The 17,636-nt window shown below is 66.0% G+C and carries 16 protein-coding genes; 10 read left to right on the plus strand and 6 right to left on the minus strand.

Features of this window, described 5'->3' with window-relative positions; genetic code table 11:
* Positions 1 to 22 precede the first annotated feature (22 nt).
* On the plus strand, positions 23 to 409 hold the full coding sequence (locus GGQ97_RS12545) for a MerR family transcriptional regulator (protein ID WP_342448534.1): 387 nt from the start codon (positions 23 to 25) through the stop codon (positions 407 to 409).
* Here GGQ97_RS12545 and GGQ97_RS12550 read toward each other — a convergent pair.
* From GGQ97_RS12550 to tpiA, 3 genes are all read right to left on the minus strand, one after another.
* Positions 406 to 2,037 (minus strand): CTP synthase, encoded by a 1,632-nt coding sequence (locus GGQ97_RS12550; protein ID WP_168070052.1) that lies wholly within the window; start codon positions 2,035 to 2,037, stop codon positions 406 to 408. The genes GGQ97_RS12545 and GGQ97_RS12550 overlap by 4 nt on opposite strands.
* A gap of 97 nt (positions 2,038 to 2,134) precedes the next feature.
* Positions 2,135 to 2,500, minus strand: coding sequence for a preprotein translocase subunit SecG (gene secG / locus GGQ97_RS12555; RefSeq protein ID WP_168070054.1), 366 nt, complete (start codon positions 2,498 to 2,500; stop codon positions 2,135 to 2,137).
* A gap of 71 nt (positions 2,501 to 2,571) precedes the next feature.
* A complete protein-coding gene (tpiA, locus tag GGQ97_RS12560) occupies positions 2,572 to 3,315 on the minus strand; it encodes a triose-phosphate isomerase (RefSeq protein WP_209022853.1) in 744 nt (247 codons plus the stop codon).
* Positions 3,316 to 3,432: 117 nt separating this feature from the next.
* On the opposite strand from tpiA, the gene GGQ97_RS12565 reads away from it, so the two are divergent.
* The 6 genes from GGQ97_RS12565 (at position 3,433) to uvrA (ending at position 12,762) form a co-directional block, all read left to right on the plus strand.
* The gene (locus GGQ97_RS12565) at positions 3,433 to 5,379 is read left to right on the plus strand and encodes a peptidylprolyl isomerase (RefSeq protein ID WP_168070056.1); all 1,947 of its coding nucleotides are present in this window, start codon (positions 3,433 to 3,435) and stop codon (positions 5,377 to 5,379) included.
* A 34-nt stretch (positions 5,380 to 5,413) separates the two neighbouring features.
* Complete coding sequence (locus tag GGQ97_RS12570) at positions 5,414 to 5,998, plus strand: anthranilate synthase component II (protein WP_168070058.1); 585 nt, start codon at positions 5,414 to 5,416, stop codon at positions 5,996 to 5,998.
* A gap of 59 nt (positions 5,999 to 6,057) precedes the next feature.
* Positions 6,058 to 6,714 (plus strand): transcriptional repressor LexA, encoded by a 657-nt coding sequence (lexA, locus tag GGQ97_RS12575; protein WP_168070060.1) that lies wholly within the window; start codon positions 6,058 to 6,060, stop codon positions 6,712 to 6,714.
* A 199-nt stretch (positions 6,715 to 6,913) separates the two neighbouring features.
* Entirely contained in the window at positions 6,914 to 7,459 is a 546-nt protein-coding gene (locus tag GGQ97_RS12580; RefSeq protein WP_168070062.1) for a PRC-barrel domain-containing protein, read from the plus strand.
* Positions 7,460 to 7,600: 141 nt separating this feature from the next.
* Complete coding sequence (locus GGQ97_RS12585) at positions 7,601 to 9,604, plus strand: toll/interleukin-1 receptor domain-containing protein (protein ID WP_168070063.1); 2,004 nt, start codon at positions 7,601 to 7,603, stop codon at positions 9,602 to 9,604.
* 116 nt (positions 9,605 to 9,720) lie between these two features.
* The gene (uvrA, locus tag GGQ97_RS12590) at positions 9,721 to 12,762 is read left to right on the plus strand and encodes an excinuclease ABC subunit UvrA (RefSeq protein WP_168070065.1); all 3,042 of its coding nucleotides are present in this window, start codon (positions 9,721 to 9,723) and stop codon (positions 12,760 to 12,762) included.
* A gap of 61 nt (positions 12,763 to 12,823) precedes the next feature.
* Here uvrA and GGQ97_RS12595 read toward each other — a convergent pair whose 3' ends face one another.
* The 3 genes from GGQ97_RS12595 to GGQ97_RS12605 form a co-directional block, all read right to left on the minus strand.
* Complete coding sequence (locus GGQ97_RS12595) at positions 12,824 to 13,579, minus strand: alpha-ketoglutarate-dependent dioxygenase AlkB (RefSeq protein ID WP_209022854.1); 756 nt, start codon at positions 13,577 to 13,579, stop codon at positions 12,824 to 12,826.
* Positions 13,572 to 14,375 carry a class I SAM-dependent methyltransferase gene (locus GGQ97_RS12600; protein ID WP_168070067.1) on the minus strand — a complete coding sequence of 268 codons (804 nt, stop codon included), beginning with the start codon at positions 14,373 to 14,375 and terminating at the stop codon, positions 13,572 to 13,574. Before GGQ97_RS12600 ends, GGQ97_RS12595 begins: the two co-directional genes overlap by 8 nt.
* A gap of 167 nt (positions 14,376 to 14,542) precedes the next feature.
* The gene (locus GGQ97_RS12605) at positions 14,543 to 15,286 is read right to left on the minus strand and encodes a DUF2726 domain-containing protein (RefSeq protein ID WP_168070069.1); all 744 of its coding nucleotides are present in this window, start codon (positions 15,284 to 15,286) and stop codon (positions 14,543 to 14,545) included.
* A 157-nt stretch (positions 15,287 to 15,443) separates the two neighbouring features.
* On the opposite strand from GGQ97_RS12605, the gene GGQ97_RS12610 reads away from it, so the two are divergent.
* The 3 genes from GGQ97_RS12610 (at position 15,444) to GGQ97_RS12620 (ending at position 17,583) form a co-directional block, all read left to right on the plus strand.
* Entirely contained in the window at positions 15,444 to 16,391 is a 948-nt protein-coding gene (locus GGQ97_RS12610) for an alpha/beta hydrolase (protein WP_245197955.1), read from the plus strand.
* 50 nt (positions 16,392 to 16,441) lie between these two features.
* Entirely contained in the window at positions 16,442 to 16,999 is a 558-nt protein-coding gene (locus tag GGQ97_RS14195; protein ID WP_209022855.1) for a hypothetical protein, read from the plus strand.
* Positions 17,000 to 17,097: 98 nt separating this feature from the next.
* Entirely contained in the window at positions 17,098 to 17,583 is a 486-nt protein-coding gene (locus GGQ97_RS12620; RefSeq protein WP_168070071.1) for an RNA pyrophosphohydrolase, read from the plus strand.
* Positions 17,584 to 17,636: the final 53 nt, after the last annotated feature.

The following is a 17,636-nucleotide window of genomic DNA, read 5'->3' on the forward strand; positions in this document are numbered from 1 at the left end:
GTACCATGGTACAGAGTCAATCGTGGCCAATCTGACAATCGCCCGTCTCGCCAAGGCCGCTGGTGTCGGGGTCGAGACCGTCCGCTATTATCAGCGCAGAGGCTTGCTCGTCGTTCCACCGAGCACCGGGGCGATCCGCCGCTACGGCGACGCGGACGTCCAGCGGCTCCGCTTCATCCGGTCAGCGCAGGCGTCGGGCTTCACGCTCGAGGAGATCGCACGGCTGCTGGCCTTCGATCCGGTCGCCGACCGTCCGTCGATCCGGGCGTTGGCCGAACAGCGCATCGCCGCGCTCGATGTGCAGATCCGGCAGCTTCAGCAATCGCGCTCGGCGCTGGTTCGCCTGGCCGGCGAATGCGGCAGCGGGTCTGACGGCCCCTGCCCGATCCTCGAAGCCTTCGAGGCCTAGACCAACCTGCTCTGCTTCAGCGCCGCTGCGATGAAGCTTGCGAACAGTGGATGCGGGTCGAACGGGCGGCTCTTGTATTCGGGGTGGAACTGGACCCCCACGAACCACGGATGATCCGGCCGCTCGACGATCTCGGGCAGGCGGCCATCGGGCGACATGCCGCTGAACACCAGCCCGCTCTTCTCGAGATCGGCCTTGTAATGGGCATTGACCTCGTAGCGATGACGGTGGCGCTCGCTGATCTGGGTCTTGCCGTAGATCGCTGCGACATGGCTGTTGCCACCCAGCGTCGCCTCATAGGCGCCAAGCCGCATGGTCCCGCCAAGGTCGCCCCCGGCGCGGCGCTCCTGCAGGCCTTCTTCGCTCATCCACTCGGTGATCATGCCGACCACCGGCTCGGGCGTATCGCCGAACTCGGTCGAGCTCGCTCCTTCGATCCCAGCCGCCCTGGCCCCCTCGATGCAGGCCATCTGCATGCCAAGGCAGATGCCGAAGAACGGCACCTTGCGCTCCTTGGCGAAGCGGACCGAGGCGATCTTGCCCTCGGTCCCGCGCTCGCCGAAGCCGCCCGGCACCAGGATTGCGTGCATCGGTTCAAGCTCGCTGATCGTGTCGCCGTCGGGCTTCTCGAACAGTTCGGCGTCGACCCACTTGATGTTGACCTTGACCCGGTTGGCGATGCCGCCGTGGATCAATGCCTCGCGCAGGCTCTTGTAGGCGTCGGGCAGGCCGACATATTTGCCGACAACGCCGATCGTCACCTCGCCCTCGGGATGATCGACCGCGTCCATCACCCCTTCCCAGCGCGACAAGTCCGGGCGCGGCTCGGTCGGCAGGCCGAACGCCTTCAGCACCTCGTCGTCGAGGCCTTCGCGATGATATTGCAGCGGCACGTCGTAGATCGATCGCGCGTCCAGCGCCTCGATCACCGCGCTCTTGGGCACGTTGCAGAATTGCGCGATCTTGGCCCGCTCGGCCTCCGGGATCGGCATCTCGCAGCGGCACAGCAACACGTCGGGCTGAACCCCGAGGCTGGCGATCTCGCGCACGCTGTGCTGGGTCGGCTTGGTCTTGAGCTCTCCCGCGACCTTGATCCACGGCACCAGCGTGGTGTGGACGCTGACCGTCTGACCGCGGCCAAGGTCGTTCCTCAGCTGCCGTAGCGCCTCGATGTAGGGCAGGCTCTCGATATCGCCGACCGTTCCGCCGATTTCGCAGATCACGAAGTCGAGACCGTCGGTGTCGGCCAGCGCGAATTCCTTGATCGCGTTGGTGACGTGCGGGATCACCTGCACCGTCGCGCCGAGGTAATCGCCGCGCCGCTCGCGGGCGATGATGTCGCGGTAGATGCGGCCGGTGGTGACGTTGTCCGACTGGCGCGCCGACACGCCGGTGAAGCGCTCGTAGTGGCCAAGGTCGAGGTCGGTTTCCGCCCCGTCGTCGGTGACGTAGACCTCACCGTGCTGATAGGGGCTCATCGTCCCCGGATCGACGTTCAGATAGGGGTCGAACTTGCGGATGCGGCACTTGTAGCCGCGCGCCTGCAGACATGCTGCAAGACTAGCCGAGAGGAGACCTTTGCCGAGGCTGGAGACCACGCCGCCGGTAACGAAAACAAACCGCGCCATGGGAGAGTGGCCTTAGGGGTGAGGTGGGGACAGGGGCAAGGAGAATCTCACCCGCTCGTCGCGCGGCTGACGCTCCCCGACTGACGAAAGCCGGCGCTTACTGGGCCAGCGGCACCGCGCCATTGTCGGCCGGAGCGGCCGGGGCCGTGACCGGAGCGGTCGTCACCGGGCCCTGCTGGACCGGCGCGGTCTGGATCGGCGTATTGGCAATCGAGGCGTCGATCGACTGGCCGTTGTTGCGGGTGCCGGCAATCGCCGCGAGCGCGATGCACAGGATGATGAACGCGCCGCCCAGCCAGGACGTCGCCCGGCTCAGGAAATCGGCCGCGCCGCGCGCCGTCATGAACCCTGCCGACGAGCCGCCCACGCCAAGTCCGCCGCCTTCGGAACGCTGCAGCAGGATCACGGTGCACAAGGCAACCGCGACAATGGTCTGGACGATGAGGAGGAAGGTGAAGAGCATGACGACTTTCGGGTAAAATATGTTCGGCTGGGCACTTAGCGGCGACGGCCGCGAAGTTCAATCGCCAGCCCTCAGGCTGCTGCCGCCTCGACGATCGGCAGGAAGTCCGCTGCCTTGAGGCTGGCCCCACCGACGAGAGCCCCGCCAACCTCCGGCACGGCGAAGATCTCGCCCGCATTGTCGGGCTTGACCGACCCGCCGTAGAGGATCCGGACGCCCGCCCCCGCCTGCCCATAGGCCGCGACCAGCCGCTGGCGGATGGCGGCGTGCATTTCCTCGATATCGTCGGTGCCCGCGACGCGGCCGGTACCGATCGCCCAGATCGGCTCATAGGCGACCGCCAGCCGACCATGGTCGATATCGCCTTGGGGAAGCGAGGCATCGACCTGTCCCGACACGGTCGCCACCGCCCTGCCCGCTTCGCGTTCGGCCAGGCTTTCGCCGACGCAAACGATGACTCGCAGGCCGGTGGCCAGACCGGCCTCGGCCTTGGCACGAACGTCGGCATCCGACTCGCGATGTGCTTCGCGCCGCTCGCTGTGGCCGACGATCACCAGGCCCGCGCCGGCGTCGTGAAGCATGGACGCGCACAGGTCGCCGGTGTGCGCGCCCTTTTCCTTGTGATGCATATCCTGCGCCCCGATCGCGAAGCCCGGCACCGTCTCGGCCGCGCGGTGGATCAAAGTCGCGGGCACGCACAGGGCCACCTCAACCCGCCCGCCAAGCTCCGCCGACCGCGCCGCGATCGCCCGCACCTCGCCCAGGTCGGCCGACGTGCCATGCATCTTCCAGTTGCCCGCGATCAGCTTCGTCATGCCCAGCTTTCCGTTCAGTTCCGCTCAACCGGCCGCCTAGCAAGGCCGTCTGCTTGAAGGAAGGCGGCGCCGCCCCTAAAGCGCCGTGCAACCGTTCCACAGGATCACAGCCGACCCATGAAAAGCTTTCGCCGCCTGTCCAAGTCCAAGCTCGGGACCGGCATCCTGATCCTGTTCCTGCTGCTCATCCTGGCGAGCTTCGCGATCGCCGACATCAGCAACCTCAGCCAGGGCGGGTCGCTGCCCCAGACCACGCTGGCCAAGGTCGGCAAGGTCGAGCTGACCGCCAACGAGCTCGACACCGCCATGCAGCGGCGGCTCGCCATCCTGCGCCAGCAGAACCCGCAGGCGACCTATGCCGATCTGGCGCCCGAGTTCGACGCCATCGTCGAGGCGCTGATCCAGGAGCGGACCTTGTGGGCCTATGCCCAGAAGCATGGCTTCGTGGTGTCCAAGAAGCTGGTCGACGCCGAGATCGTCAAGCTGCCGGGCGTACGCGGGCTCGACGGGCGCTTCAGCGAAGCCTCCTACCAGACCTTCCTCCAGCAGGAGCGCATCACCGATGCCCAGCTGCGCCGCGAGATCGAGACGAGCCTGCTTCAGCGCCTGGTGATCGCGCCCGTCGCCGCCAACGTCCGCATCGCGCAGGGCCTGGCGCGCCCTTACGCCGACATCCTGCTCGAACAGCGCAGCGGCAGCCTCGGGCTGCTGCCCTTCGCCGCCTTTGCCAACGGTCCGGCCCCGACCGCGGCCGAGGTTTCGACCTTCTACCGCCAGAACCTCGCCCGCTACACGGTGCCCGAGCGGCGCAGCTTCCGAATGGCGCGGATCACTCCGGCACAGCTCGGAACCGTTGCGGCCACCGATGCCGAGATCGCCAAATATTACCAGGACAACCAGGCCACTTACGGCGGGGTCGAGCGGCGCGTGCTGAGCCGGGCGACCCTGCCCGACCAGGCCGCAGTCGCCGCCATCGCCGCGCGCGCCAAGGCCGGTGGCACCTTCGCCGCCGCCGCCGCGCCTGCCGGCTTCTCCGCCTCGGATGTCAGCGTCGGCCCGCAGACCCGCGCCCAGCTCGGCGCCACCGCCGGCGAAGCGGTTGCCGCCCAGGTCTTCTCCGCGCCGTCGGGCGCGGTGATCGGCCCGGTCCAGTCCTCGACCGGTTTCGACGTCATCAAGGTCGAGAGCATCCAGGCCGGCGCAGGCCGTAGCCTCGCCGATGCGCGCGCCGAGATCGCGACCCAGCTTACCGCCGAGAAAGCCAAGAACGCGCTCGCGGACCTCGTCGGCAAGGTCGAGGACAGCCTCGCCGATGGCCGCACCTTCGAAGAGGTCGCTGCCGAGAACAAGCTGCCGGTGCTCGCCACCCCTGCGCTGACCCGCGCCGGCGCCTCGTTCGACCAGCCCGACTTCAAGCTTCCCGCCGATCTCACCGCGGTCCCCGGCGCCAGCTTCGACATTGGGGCCGACGACGACCCCGTGGTCGAGCCGCTCCCGAACGAGGCCGGCTTCGTGCTGGTCGACGTGGCGGAAGTCGTCCCCGCCGCGCCCGCGCCGCTCGCCCGCATCCAGGCGCAGGTCAGCGCCGACTTCGCCGCCAAGCGCGCGCAGGACCAGGCCAATGCCGCTGCCACCCGCATCCTTGCGGCCGTGCAGGGCGGCAAGTCCCTCGCCGCCGCCGTCGCCGAGGCCGGGGTCGCCGGGGTCCGCCCGCCCGAAGCGGTGGAGCTTCGCCGCGGCGCGCTCGCCCAATTCGCCCAGCAGGGACAGGAAGTGCCGCCGCCGCTGCGCATTCTGTTCAGCCTTGCGCCCGGCAAGGCGCAGCGCGCTGCGGGACCGTCGGGCATCTACCTCGTCCAGCTCGACAAGGTCGTGCCCGGCAACGCCGCCTCCAATCCGCAGCTGATCGCCGGCGAAGTCACAAGCCTCCAGCGCAGCGCTGGCCAGGAGCTTGCCCTGCAGTGGCTCGCCGCCGCCCAGCGCGAGCTCAAGGTGACCCGCAACGCCGAGGCGATCCAGGCCGCCCGCAACCGCATTCTCGGCGGGGGCGGCAGCGCGGAATAAGGCCGTCACGGGCGAAAACAGCGGGCAGCGCGCGATGAGCGACGCGCGACGTCTCCTCGTCGTCGACAATCACGACAGCTTCACCTTCACGCTGGTCGATTATTGCCGCCAGCTCGGGGCCGAGGTGACCGTCGCCCAGGCCGATGCGATCACGGTTTCCGACGCGATGGCGCACGAGGGCGCCGTACTGATCAGCCCCGGCCCCGGCCATCCCGCCGACGCCGGCGTCTCGGTCGCACTCGCCGCCGCCTGCATCGCCGCACGCCGGCCGTTGCTCGGCGTCTGCCTCGGCCACCAGGCGATCGCGCTTGCTTCCGGCGCCGCGATCGTCCGCGCAGCCCCGATGCATGGCAAGACCGACGCCATCGCCCACGGCGGCGACGGCCTGTTCGCCGGCCTCCCCACGCCGCTGACCATGACCCGCTATCACAGCCTGGTCGCTGCGGACCTGCCGCCGACGCTTCGCGCGACGGCCCATGGCAGCGACGGGACCATCCAAGCGCTCGCCCATGCCAGCGCTCCAGTCCACGGCGTGCAGTTCCACCCCGAGAGCATCGCCAGCGAGCATGGCCTGCACCTCATCGCCAACTTTCTTCGGCTCTCGCACCGTCCCGCTTGACACCCCTGTATCCGTTCCTTACTCGTTCTCCGTCTGTTCACTACAGGGCCTCGTGAACCATGCTCACCGTCAAACAACGCGAACTGCTCACCTACATCGACCAGCAGCTCAAGGCGTCGGGCGTCAGCCCCAGTTTCGACGAGATGCGCGAGGCACTCGACCTCAAGAGCAAGTCGGGGGTCCACCGCCTGATCTCCGCGCTGGAGGAGCGGCAGTTCATTCGCCGCCTGCCCAACCGCGCCCGCGCGCTGGAGGTGGTTCGCCTGCCAGAGACGCAAGGCTCGACTCCCGCCCCTGCGGCGCCGCAGCCGCGTCCGGTGGTCGCTGCCAACGACACCATTGACCTGATGATGGCCGGCCGCATCGCCGCCGGCACCCCGATCGAGGCGCTGCAGGGTCAGGACAGTTTCCCCGTCCCAGCGGCCCTGCTCGGCCCGGGCGAGCATTATGCGCTGGAAGTGTCGGGGGATTCGATGGTCGACGAGGGCATTCTCGACGGCGATTATGTGCTGATCCGCAAGGTCGACGTCGCGCGTGAGGGGGAGATTGTGGTCGCCCTGATCGACGATGCCGAAGCGACGCTGAAGACCTTCCGCCGCGAAGGGCAGATGGTCCGTCTCGATCCGGCCAACCGCGCCCACGAAGCGCAGCGCTACGACCCCCGCCGGGTCAAGATCCAGGGCAAGCTCGCCGGCCTGATCCGCCGCTACCACTGAGCCGTCGAACAACGTCCAGCTTGCGCGCAGGTCGCGACAGGCCGGAGGTCGCCCGACCCATTCGTACCGGCCTGGCGTCGTTAATGGCCAGTCGTGGCGCACGCCTGCGCCAATCCGCCGGATGAGGCGGGTGGCCCGCGGAACGCCCTGCCCCCGTCCCGCTTTATCCTTCTGCACTGTGCAGCAGGAGGAACCCGCAATGGCCTACGACCGCTATCCCGACGATGACCGCCGCGACGGCGCCTTCGATGACCGCCTTGACCGCGACCGTGAACGCCCGCGTGGCCGCGGCTTCTTCCGGGGTGGCCGCGACGATCGTGGCCCGTCCCGCTACGACGGCGACCGCGACGGGCGCCGCGACAGCCCGCGCATTGCGCGCGACGACGACCATCGCGCCCGACGCGGCGTTCCGTATGACGAGACCAGCGACCTCATCGCTTCCAGCAAGGTTGAGGGCACGCCCGTCTACGGCCGCGACGACCGGCGTCTCGGCACCGTCAAGGCGCTGATGATCGACAAGGTCCGCGGCGAGGTGCGCTACGCCGTCCTCAGCCACGCAACCGGTTTCCTCGGCCTCGACGAAGAGGTTGTGCCCGTTCGCTGGGAAGAACTCCGCTACGACGAGCGCCGCGGCGGCTACCGCGTCGACTTCACCTCCGAAGACGTCGCTTTCACCATCGAGAATCGCAGCCGCACCCGCACCGAGGCCCGCAACCTCGACCGCGAGGGCCGCATCCGGCGCTAGGCCGCGAAGGGGGGTGGCGGCATCAAGCGCGGCCGCCCCCTGACGCCGCCGCATCGAGACCTTGCCGCCGGGCATTGACGCCCATTGATTTTGCGCTTGCCCGCGTTCACCCTCGGTCGAACGGTGAGGGGTGGCGTCAGCATGGAACAAGCGGAGCTCGGCCCGGCTGCCGAAGCCGGCGAGCGGTCGGTCTTCATCAGCTACGCCACTGCTGATCGCGACAAGGCGCTCGCCATTTGCGAGGCGATGGAGCGGCGCGGCGTGTCATGCTGGATCTCCTGCCGCGACGTCGAGCCAGGCGAGAACTACCAGGAGGCCATCGTCCACGCCATTCGGGGCGCGCGGGCGCTCGTGCTGGTCTTCTCCGAAGCCGCCAACAACAGCAACGAGATCAAGAAAGAGCTGTCGCTGGTCAGTCGTTTCGGCATCCCCTTGCTCGCGCTGCGGATCGAGGATGTCGAGCCGAGCGATGCCTTCGCCTACGAACTCTCCACCCGCCAATGGATCGACGCCTTCGCCGGCTGGGACCGCTCGATCGACGCGCTGGTCGCCCGGGTCGCGCGATTGGGCGGTAAGCCTGCCCACCACTCCCCTTCCACCACGCCCCTGCCGCTCCATGACGCCGGGCGGGATGCCAACGGCAGCAGGAAGCGGCTCGGCCTCGTTGCAGCCGGTGCCGCCGGTTTCCTTGCGCTTGCCGGCGGACTGGGCTGGCACTTCACCCGCACCGAGGCGGCCGCCTCGCAATCGCTCGCGGTTCGTCTGACCGGCTTCGAACAGCTCTCGTCCGACCTCGGCGCGGGAATGACGGGCGCGATGAAGGACGAAGTCGGCGCTGCGTTCGGCGAGGACGGCGTGGTCAGCGCCTCCACCGCCGCAGCGCCGCCCGCCGGCACTGCGCCGGCCTATGCGATTGGCGGGTCGGTCCGCCACGAAGGCGACAAAATCAAGGTCATCACCCGCCTCGTCAACGAGCGGACCGGCGCCAATCTTTGGTCGGCGAGCTTCATCTACGATCAGGCACAGGCCAATCACGTGCCCCGCCTCGCCGCGGTCGCCGCCACTAACGTCGTTCGCTGCGGCCTGTACGCCACCTCGACCTATCCCAGGGCGCTGCCCGACGCGACGCTAACCAACCTGATGAGCGCCTGCAACGAATTCGAGGTCGAGGGCGGAGAGCCCTCCAAGGCGCTGAATTTCGCGCGCAAGGCCGTCGCGCTGACCCCCGACTTCTCCGCCGGCTGGTCGATGATCACCATCGCCGGAGCGGTCGCGGCAATGCGCCTGCCCGATGGTCCGCAGCGCGACGCCTTCAACAAGGAAGCGCTCGACGCCGCGAACCGCGCGATCGACCTCGATCCCAAGAACAGCGAGGCCTATGCCTACAAGAGCTATCTGATCGGCACCAACGACCTCGTCGGCCGTGAGAAGTTGCTCAAGCAGGCGCTCGAGGCCCGACCCCTCGCCTGCGGCTGCGAACATCATTTCTACGGCAATCTGCTCGCCGAAACCGGGCGCATCGACTACGCGCTGCTCGAATTCCAGCGCGCGGTGGACGTGCTGTCGCTCAACATGAGTTCGCAGCTCTCCTACGCCGACCTCCTCTCGCAGGTCGGCCGCCGCGATTCAGAGGTGAAGGAGCATGTCGATGCCGCCCTCGACCTCGTTCCCAAGCCGAAGATGCTCTCCGATCAGATCGACATCTATCTGGCGCCGATGACGGGTGATTATACCAAGGCCCTCCAGACCGTTCGCACAACGACCCAGCCGGTCCCGCCGAATGTCATGCCCGCCCTCGAAAAAGCGATCCTCGCCTTGCAGGGCAAGGATGCGGCGGCGCGGCGAGAGGCCGCATCGGCCATCGCCACGCTTCCCCAGCCGCTGGACGACATAAAGGTCCGCTATCTTGCGGCACTCGGTGACTACCCCGCCGCGCTCCGCCAGGTCGGCACTTCCGTCCTGAAGAACAAGGACCCTTCCGGACGGGCCTGGCTGTTCACGCCGGTCATGGCGCCTGCCCTCCGCGATCCCGGCTTCCCCGCGCTCGCCCGGCAACTCGGGCTAATGGACTATTGGAAGAACAGCGGGACAAAGCCCGACGTCTGCAAGTCTGCGCAGACGCCGCCCTTCTGCGGCATGATCTGACCGAGGCTCCGGCGGGCCCTCCGCCCGCCTTGCCTTGAGGGCCCCTCGTTCCCATTTCGCTCGCTTGCTCGCGCTCGGCGCTTGCCTCCAGAACGAAAACGGAACAAAATCCCTCCATGCTGACTCACATCACCGTCAAGGGCGCGCGCGAACATAACCTCAAGGGCGTGGACGTCTCGATCCCGCGCGACCAGCTGACCGTGATCACGGGCCTGTCGGGCTCGGGCAAATCCTCCCTCGCCTTCGACACCATCTATGCCGAGGGCCAGCGCCGCTACGTCGAATCGCTGTCGGCCTACGCCCGCCAATTTCTCGAGATGATGCAGAAGCCCGATGTCGAGCATATCGACGGCCTCTCGCCCGCCATCTCGATCGAGCAGAAGACCACCAGCCGCAACCCGCGCTCGACGGTCGCCACCGTGACCGAGATCTACGATTACATGCGCCTTTTGTGGGCTCGGGTCGGCATCCCTTATTCGCCTGCCACCGGACTTCCGATCCAGGCCCAGCAGGTCAGCCAGATGATCGACCGGGTGATGACCCTGCCCGAAGGCAGCCGTCACTATCTCCTCGCTCCCGTCGTCCGCGGCCGCAAGGGCGAGTATCGCAAGGAACTGCTGGAATGGCAGAAGGCCGGCTTCACCCGCGTCCGCATCGACGGCACGTTCTACGAGATCGACCAGGCCCCTTCCCTCGACAAGAAGTACAAGCATGACCTCGAAGTGGTGGTCGACCGCATCGTCGTGCGCGACGGCATCCAGACCCGCCTCGCCGACAGCTTCGAAACCGCGCTGAAGCTGGCCGACGGCCTCGCCTACCTCGATCCCGCCGACCCGACGCCCGAACCCGCCGGGACCGAACGGACCGGCGTCGCCGAAGCGCTGGAAAAGGCCGCCACCCGTGCAGTCCTCGCTTCCAACGCCCCTCCGGGCCGGATCACCTTTTCCGAGAAATTCGCCTGCCCGGTCTCCGGCTTCACCATCGCCGAGATCGAGCCGCGCCTGTTCTCCTTCAACGCTCCGCAAGGTGCTTGCCCCGCCTGCGACGGCCTGGGTGAGCGGATGGAGTTCGACGAGGACCTGGTCGTCCCCAACCACGACCTTTCCCTTGCCAAGGGCGCGGTCGTGCCGTGGGCCAAGAGCCAGCCCCCCTCGCCTTATTACATGCAGGTGCTCGGCAGCTTGGCGAAGCATTACGGCTTCGACCTCCAGACCCCGTGGAAGGACCTCGGCCCCGACAATCAGCACGCCATCCTCCACGGCACCGGCGGCAAGGCCATCACCCTGCGCTTCGTCGACGGCCGCAAGAGCTATGAGGTCAAGAAGGCGTTCGAAGGCGTCATCGGCAACCTGAACCGCCGCCTACTCCAGACCGAGTCCGCGTGGATGAAGGAGGAGCTCAGCCGCTACCAGGCCGCCCACGCCTGCGAGACCTGCCACGGCGCCCGCCTCAAGCCCGAAGCCCGCGCGGTGAAGATCGCGGGCGAAGACATCTCGATCGCCGTCCGCCGCAGCGTCGCCGACGCCTACGCCTGGTTCGGCGCGCTCGAGCCCAAGCTTACGCCCCAGCACCAGGAAATCGCCCGCGCGATCCTCAAGGAGATCAACGAGCGGCTCGGCTTCCTCCACAATGTCGGGCTCGACTACCTCCACCTCGACCGCACCAGCGGCACTCTGTCGGGCGGCGAAAGCCAGCGCATCCGCCTCGCCAGCCAGATCGGCAGCGGCCTCAGCGGCGTCCTCTACGTCCTCGACGAGCCCTCGATCGGCCTTCACCAGAAGGACAACGACCGCCTCCTCGAGACCCTCCAGCGCCTGAAATCGCTCGGCAACACCGTGCTGGTCGTCGAGCATGACGAAGACGCCATCCGCGCCGCCGACCATGTCATCGACATGGGGCCGGGCGCGGGCGTCCACGGCGGCGAAGTGCTCCACTCGGGCAGCCTCGAGGACCTGATGAAGCAGGAGGGCAGCCTAACCGCTGACTATCTCTCCGGCCGTCGCTCGATCCCGCTCCCGGCCAAACGCCGCAAGGGCTCGGGCAAGAAGCTCACCGTCCACAACGCGCGCGAGAACAACCTCACCGGCGTCACCGCGTCGATCCCGCTCGGCACCTTCACCTGCATCACCGGCGTCTCCGGCTCGGGCAAGTCGAGCTTCACCATCGACACCCTCTACGCCGCCGCCGCGCGCCACTTGAACGGCGCCCGAATCCTCGCCGGCAAGCACGACAAGGTCACCGGCCTCGACCAGCTCGACAAGGTCATCGACATCGACCAGTCGCCGATCGGCCGCACCCCGCGCTCCAACCCCGCCACCTACACCGGCGCCTTTACCCAGATCCGCGACTGGTTCGCCGGCCTCCCGGAATCGCAGGAACGCGGCTACAAGCCCGGGCGCTTCTCCTTCAACGTCAAGGGCGGCCGCTGCGAGGCGTGCACCGGCGACGGCCTGCTCAAGATCGAGATGCACTTCCTCCCCGACGTCTACGTCACCTGCGACGTCTGCCACGGCAAGCGCTACAATCGCGAGACGCTGGAAGTCCTCCACAAGGGCAAGAGCATCGCCGAAGTGCTCGACATGACGGTCGAGGACGCGGTGGAGTTCTTCAAGGCCGTCCCCGGCATCCGTGACAAGATGGCGATGCTGGCCGAAGTCGGCCTCGGCTACATCAAGGTCGGCCAGCAGGCGACCACCCTGTCAGGCGGCGAGGCGCAGCGGGTCAAGCTCGCCAAGGAATTGTCGCGCCGCGCCACTGGCAACACCCTCTACATCCTCGACGAGCCCACCACCGGCCTCCATTTCGAGGACGTCCGCAAGCTGTTGGAGGTTCTCCACGCCTTGGTCGAGCAGGGCAACACCGTGGTCGTGATCGAACACAACCTCGACGTCATCAAGACCGCCGACTGGATCATCGACCTGGGCCCCGAAGGCGGCGTAAAGGGCGGCGAGATCGTCGCCGTCGGCACTCCCGAGCAGGTGGTGAAGGAGGAGCGGTCGTACACCGGCCACTATCTCAAGCCGCTACTTGAGCGAGCGGATGGTTCGACGCAGGGGCTTGGGGGTGCGGCGGAGGCTGCGGCGCCGGGGTTGGGGGTTGCGTTGGCGGAGGCGCCTAGGCGCGGGCGGCGGAAGAAGGTGGTCGAGGGGGTGGAGTAGTTCTCCGCGTTCAAAGCGAGAGTGGCTTAGCGAAGGTATTTGCCCTTAGGCAGAAGGCTACTCACACAACCCTTATGTTTCTGAAGGTAAGATTAAAACGAGAACCTTTGACGCCCTTGCGCTTCGGAACGCTGTGTACCCAGTTCTGCTGAGTCTCACCCTTCATCACTACAAGACTGCCCGGCAACAAATCAAACGATAGCTGAGTCTTGGAGGCATTCTTAGGTTTAAATAGAAACTGGCGAGTTTCACCAAAACTAACAGATGCTATGGTGGGACAAGTTCCGAGTTCCGGTTCATCATCCGCATGCCAATTAAGGCTGTCACTGCCATCCCTGTACCAATTTAGCAGTACACTATTGAAAGTTACGTCGAGAGCAGCTTCTAGACGTGCTTTGAGATATAGTAGTCCGTCGTTCCACGGATTGGGGTCAGAGCGAATGCCCGAGTAGGCGTATGATGCTCCCTTATCCCCGTACCACGCTGTTAAGCGTGGTAAGGGGTGCGTCTTCCCGAAGAACTTTATGTAGTCCTGCTTCCAGTTTACGTTTTCAAATTCTACTTCCTTTAGTTGGTCTGCAGGTACTTGCGCCCAGTCCACAACTTTCCATTGAAAATTCCTGCTTTCTTGTAGGTACTCAATCATCCTCTTACAAACTTTGTCGGAGAAAAAGTGCTCCGAGAACAGCAGCTCGCCACCCTCAAGAAGGATCCGCTCTCCCCCAATCTCTGGCGCGCTCTCGACTTTTACTCGAGCCTGAGGAGCGATATCGATGCACCGCGAGAGGAGATTAGAGGGAGGAAACAGATCATCCACGATTGATCCCCAGAAATGCGTTCCAGCCAATGGCAGGGAACTTCCCTCCATCACCGCACGTGAATTCTCTTATATCGGATTCTTTGACGTCGATCCACGAGCGATACTTGGCTTTATCGAGCTCATCCTTGATACCTCGTAGCCGCCCGGCGCCTCCAGCGAACTCCCGATTATGGCTCACTGCGAGTACAATATGCTCACCCTCCGTCAGCAAAGCACTGAAGAGAGCACCAAGCTCAAACCCAGTTATGTCTAAAATATTTGAGAAGAGATGCAGTGTCTTGCTATCCGAAGCTTCGAAATCACTTTTCTCAAGATCACCGAGCTTTTTACTCAGGCAGGTAATCTCGGCCTTACTAAAAAGGTTCTGATAGACAGCTTCAGCTCGAATAAGTGCTTCGGGAGAGGGCTCAACCAGTAACACTTCCTTAACGCTCTTACGGAATTCGCTGCCAAATTTATCCGAAAGCAGAATGCCAGCTAAGCCCTGTCCGCAACCATAATCGACTACGCGTAGCGGCTCAGGCTTGAACGTTAAGTTGGCAGTAAACTCCTGCCACTGGGAGCAAACCATCTTTCCATAAGTATATAGATACTGATCCAGCTGATCTACATCAGACAAGATAGCCTTTCCCCAGTCAAGACTTTCCTTGATGTCGTGATCCCTCTTAAAGGCTCCTCGCATCCACGTGAAAGATATTGGAGTGCTTTGTCCAGCGATGACTTTGATGGCTGGATCAGCACTGCGCAGGACCTTAATCCGATCAGCACTCAAATCTAAATACTTGGAAGCCACAAGCATCTCACTTCACTGAAATTCGACACGGCACAACTCATCAAAGCACTTTTCGCGTTATTTGGAAATCCGAGCTTAAGGTGCACGCTCAGCGAGCGCTAGCATAAGCTTCAGTTGTATGGCGACTTCCAAGCCATTCCACTTGCCAAGCCAATTCTGAGTTACGTTCAACTCCCAGAATTTTCTCTCTGCCGCACCCCAAACGTCTGCTGCACCCCGGCCCCAGCCATCACCCGCGCCACCACCTGCGCCAGTTCCGCCGGCCCGTCGCCCGCGAACACCTCGCCATAGCCGACGCCTGCCCGCCGCAGCGCTTCCTTCTTGACCGCGTCGCGGGCGGCCGCCGCGCCCTGGTGGTGCCCCTGCCCCTGATATTCGATCGCCAGCCGCGGGCGCTGGTCGGCGTCGACCAGCAGGAAGTCGACGCGCTTGGCATTGATCGTGTTGAACGCCTCGACCGTGCCGCCGTCCAGCACCTCGCCCAGGCTCACCTGCGTCCACACCCGCCAGCCGGGCTCCAGCCGCGCGACGATCGGCTCCAGCGCCGCCAGCACCTTCTCCTCGCCCTTGTTGAGCAGGCGCTTGGGCTTGAACTCCGACGCCATGACGATCCGCAATTGCTCGGCGGCGTCGTTGACGTTGGCGCGGATCGGCGGCGCCGGCTCGGCGGACCCGCCGACCTGACCCGGCCACGGCCCGCGCCATCCCGGCGGCGCGCCCTTGCGCGGGCGCTGGTTCCACTCGCCCTTGTGCCGCCACTTGCCGCGACCCCGGGGCTTGTTCGTCCCGAACATCTGACTGAGCGCGGCAAAGGCCGCCACACTGACGAAGACAAAGACTGTCAGCGGAACAAGGTGCGGTAGGGCTTGGCCTGCGGCCGTCACCAGCATCTCCATGTAGGGATTGCTCATGCCCTCCTCCTGCCACGACAAAGTTATTTAGAAGTTGATCCAGAGCGAGAAAAACGCCCCGTCACGGACTGAATCCATGTAAATTACTCGCGACGACTCCGCCGCATACCCCGGCGCTTCGCCCTGTCCCCTCGCGCAGCAGGAAGGTACCGGCCCCATGTCCAACACCATCCTCCTCATCCACGGTGCCTGGCTTAACTCGCGCAGCTGGGAGGCGGTGAAGGCGCGGTATGAGGGGCGCGGCTTCACCGTGGTCGCGCCCGACTGGCCCTATGACGACCGCTCGCCCGAGGAACTGCGCGACATCCCCGACGACAAGCTCGCCACCCTCGGCATCGCCGAAATCCTCGACCATTATGCCCGGATCATCGGCGACTGCCCGCAGGAGCCCATCCTGATCGGCCATTCGGCCGGCGGGGTGTTCGTCCAGCACCTGCTCGACCGCGGCCTCGGCGTCGCCGGCGTCGCGATCGATCCCGCGCCGACCCCCGGCGTCGGGCTCGGCCCGCACGCCATCGTCTCGGCCCTGCCCGTCTTCTTCGACTGGGGCAGCTGGAAAAAGGCCGAGACCATGTCGCGCCACTTCTTCCGCACCCGCTTCGCCCAGCTCATCCCCGAAGGCGAGGCCGACGCCCTCTACGACCGCTACATCGTCCCCACGCCCGGCAAGGTCTATTGGGACGGGATCGTCCACAAGACCCCGATCGACTGGACCAACCCCCAACCGCGCCCCGTTGCTGCTGATCGGCGGCGAGCTCGACCTCATCGCCGATGCCAGCATGACCCAGGCGATCTACGAAAAGCAGCGTCAGGCGCCCTCGCTGACCGAACTCAAGGTCTTTCCCGGCCGGACCCACTGGACCCTGCTCGATCCCGGCTGGGAAGAGGTCGCCGACTACGCGCTCGACTGGGCGGTCCGCCATGCCCGCCCGGCCCGCGCCACCGCCGCGCCCGGGTTGTCCGGTTCGGCGGCGGGCCACAACGACTCAAACCCTTCCCCTATGTGACCTTCGGGACCTTTGTGACCCTGGCGGTGCATCGATTTGGCACCGCGATCCGCCGTTATCTCCCATTCATGCGACTGATTGGCCCTTCCGCTTGTTGACTGCCTGAACTCCCCCGGCGTTCTCCGGGTCGAGACCAAGGAACAGTCCCATGCGATCCATCGCACTCCTCGCCGCCGCGCTTGGCGCGGTCGCCACCACCGCCGGTGCCCAGCCCTATCCGGGCCAGACCCCGCAGCCCTACCCCGGCCAGCCCGGCTACGGTTATCCCCAGCAGGGCTATCCGCAGGGCGCCTACCCCCAGCAGCAGGGCGGCCTTGGCGGGATCATCGGCCAGCTGCTCGGCGGCCGTAACTATGGCGCCACCGACCAGCAGCTCATCGGCCAGTGCGCCGCCGCCGCCCAGAACGACGTCCTGCGCCGCAACCAGGCCGCCTACGGCCAGAACCGCTACGGCCAGCAGCAGCAGGCCTACGCCGGCCAGCCCCGCGTCACCGCCATCACCGCCGTCGAGCGCCGCAACCGCACCAACCTGCGCGTGACGGGCCTGATCGACAGCGGCATGACCGGCTACGCCCAGCCGCCCTACGGCAACGCCTACGGCTACAACCGCAACCAGGCCTACGCCAAGCAGGGCGACATGCGCTTCGTCTGCACCGTCGACACCGCCGGCCGGGTCACAAACCTCCGCCTCACCCGCAACCGCTAAGCCCCGGGGCGCGCGGGCCCCGGCTCGCGCGCCCACCGTTCCAGTCTCAACCGTAGCAACGGATTGCGTCGATCCGCCGCCCCGCGCATTGATCCGGAATGACCGAAACCAATGCTTATCGCCGCGGAGTCGGCGTCATGCTCCTCAACGCCGAGCGCAACGTGTGGGTCGGGCGGCGGATCGACCGGACCGACGAGGCCTGGCAGATGCCGCAGGGCGGGATCGACCCGGGGGAGGAGCCCTGGGCCACCGCCCTTCGCGAGCTGGAGGAGGAAACCGGCATTCCGCCGCATCTGGTCGAGCGGATCGCCGACCATCCCGAACGTCTGCGCTACGACCTCCCCGCCGACCTTGCACCCAGGCTGTGGGGCGGCAAGTGGAAGGGTCAGGAGCAGGACTGGTTCCTGTGCCGCTTCCTCGGCCGGGAGAGCGATATCGACATCGCCACCACGCATCCCGAATTCGATGCCTGGAAGTGGGTTGAGCCGTCGGCGCTTCCCGACCTCATCGTGCCCTTCAAGCGCGACCTGTATCGCTGCCTGGTCGAGCAGTTCCGCGAGCACATCGACCTGCCGCTGCCTTAGCCCACGCCAGAACCAGCGGCCTTCGCCACACCGCGATCCGAAGCCCGCGAGAA

Source organism: Sphingomonas kaistensis, assembly GCF_011927725.1.
In the GTDB taxonomy this organism is placed as follows: domain Bacteria; phylum Pseudomonadota; class Alphaproteobacteria; order Sphingomonadales; family Sphingomonadaceae; genus Sphingomicrobium; species Sphingomicrobium kaistense.

Excerpts from the sequence above, each read along its gene's own strand:
- GGQ97_RS12550 (WP_168070052.1), bottom strand. The coding sequence starts at position 2,037 with ATGGCGCGGTTTGTTTTCGTTACCGGCGGCGTGGTCTCCAGCCTCGGC.
- secG (WP_168070054.1), bottom strand. The coding sequence starts at position 2,500 with ATGCTCTTCACCTTCCTCCTCATCGTCCAGACCATTGTCGCGGTTGCC.
- tpiA (WP_209022853.1), bottom strand. The coding sequence starts at position 3,315 with ATGACGAAGCTGATCGCGGGCAACTGGAAGATGCATGGCACGTCGGCC.
- GGQ97_RS12565 (WP_168070056.1), top strand. The coding sequence starts at position 3,433 with ATGAAAAGCTTTCGCCGCCTGTCCAAGTCCAAGCTCGGGACCGGCATC.
- GGQ97_RS12570 (WP_168070058.1), top strand. The coding sequence starts at position 5,414 with ATGAGCGACGCGCGACGTCTCCTCGTCGTCGACAATCACGACAGCTTC.
- lexA (WP_168070060.1), top strand. The coding sequence starts at position 6,058 with ATGCTCACCGTCAAACAACGCGAACTGCTCACCTACATCGACCAGCAG.
- GGQ97_RS12580 (WP_168070062.1), top strand. The coding sequence starts at position 6,914 with ATGGCCTACGACCGCTATCCCGACGATGACCGCCGCGACGGCGCCTTC.
- GGQ97_RS12585 (WP_168070063.1), top strand. The coding sequence starts at position 7,601 with ATGGAACAAGCGGAGCTCGGCCCGGCTGCCGAAGCCGGCGAGCGGTCG.
- uvrA (WP_168070065.1), top strand. The coding sequence starts at position 9,721 with ATGCTGACTCACATCACCGTCAAGGGCGCGCGCGAACATAACCTCAAG.
- GGQ97_RS12605 (WP_168070069.1), bottom strand. The coding sequence starts at position 15,286 with ATGAGCAATCCCTACATGGAGATGCTGGTGACGGCCGCAGGCCAAGCC.
- GGQ97_RS12610 (WP_245197955.1), top strand. The coding sequence starts at position 15,444 with ATGTCCAACACCATCCTCCTCATCCACGGTGCCTGGCTTAACTCGCGC.
- GGQ97_RS14195 (WP_209022855.1), top strand. The coding sequence starts at position 16,442 with ATGCGATCCATCGCACTCCTCGCCGCCGCGCTTGGCGCGGTCGCCACC.
- GGQ97_RS12620 (WP_168070071.1), top strand. The coding sequence starts at position 17,098 with ATGACCGAAACCAATGCTTATCGCCGCGGAGTCGGCGTCATGCTCCTC.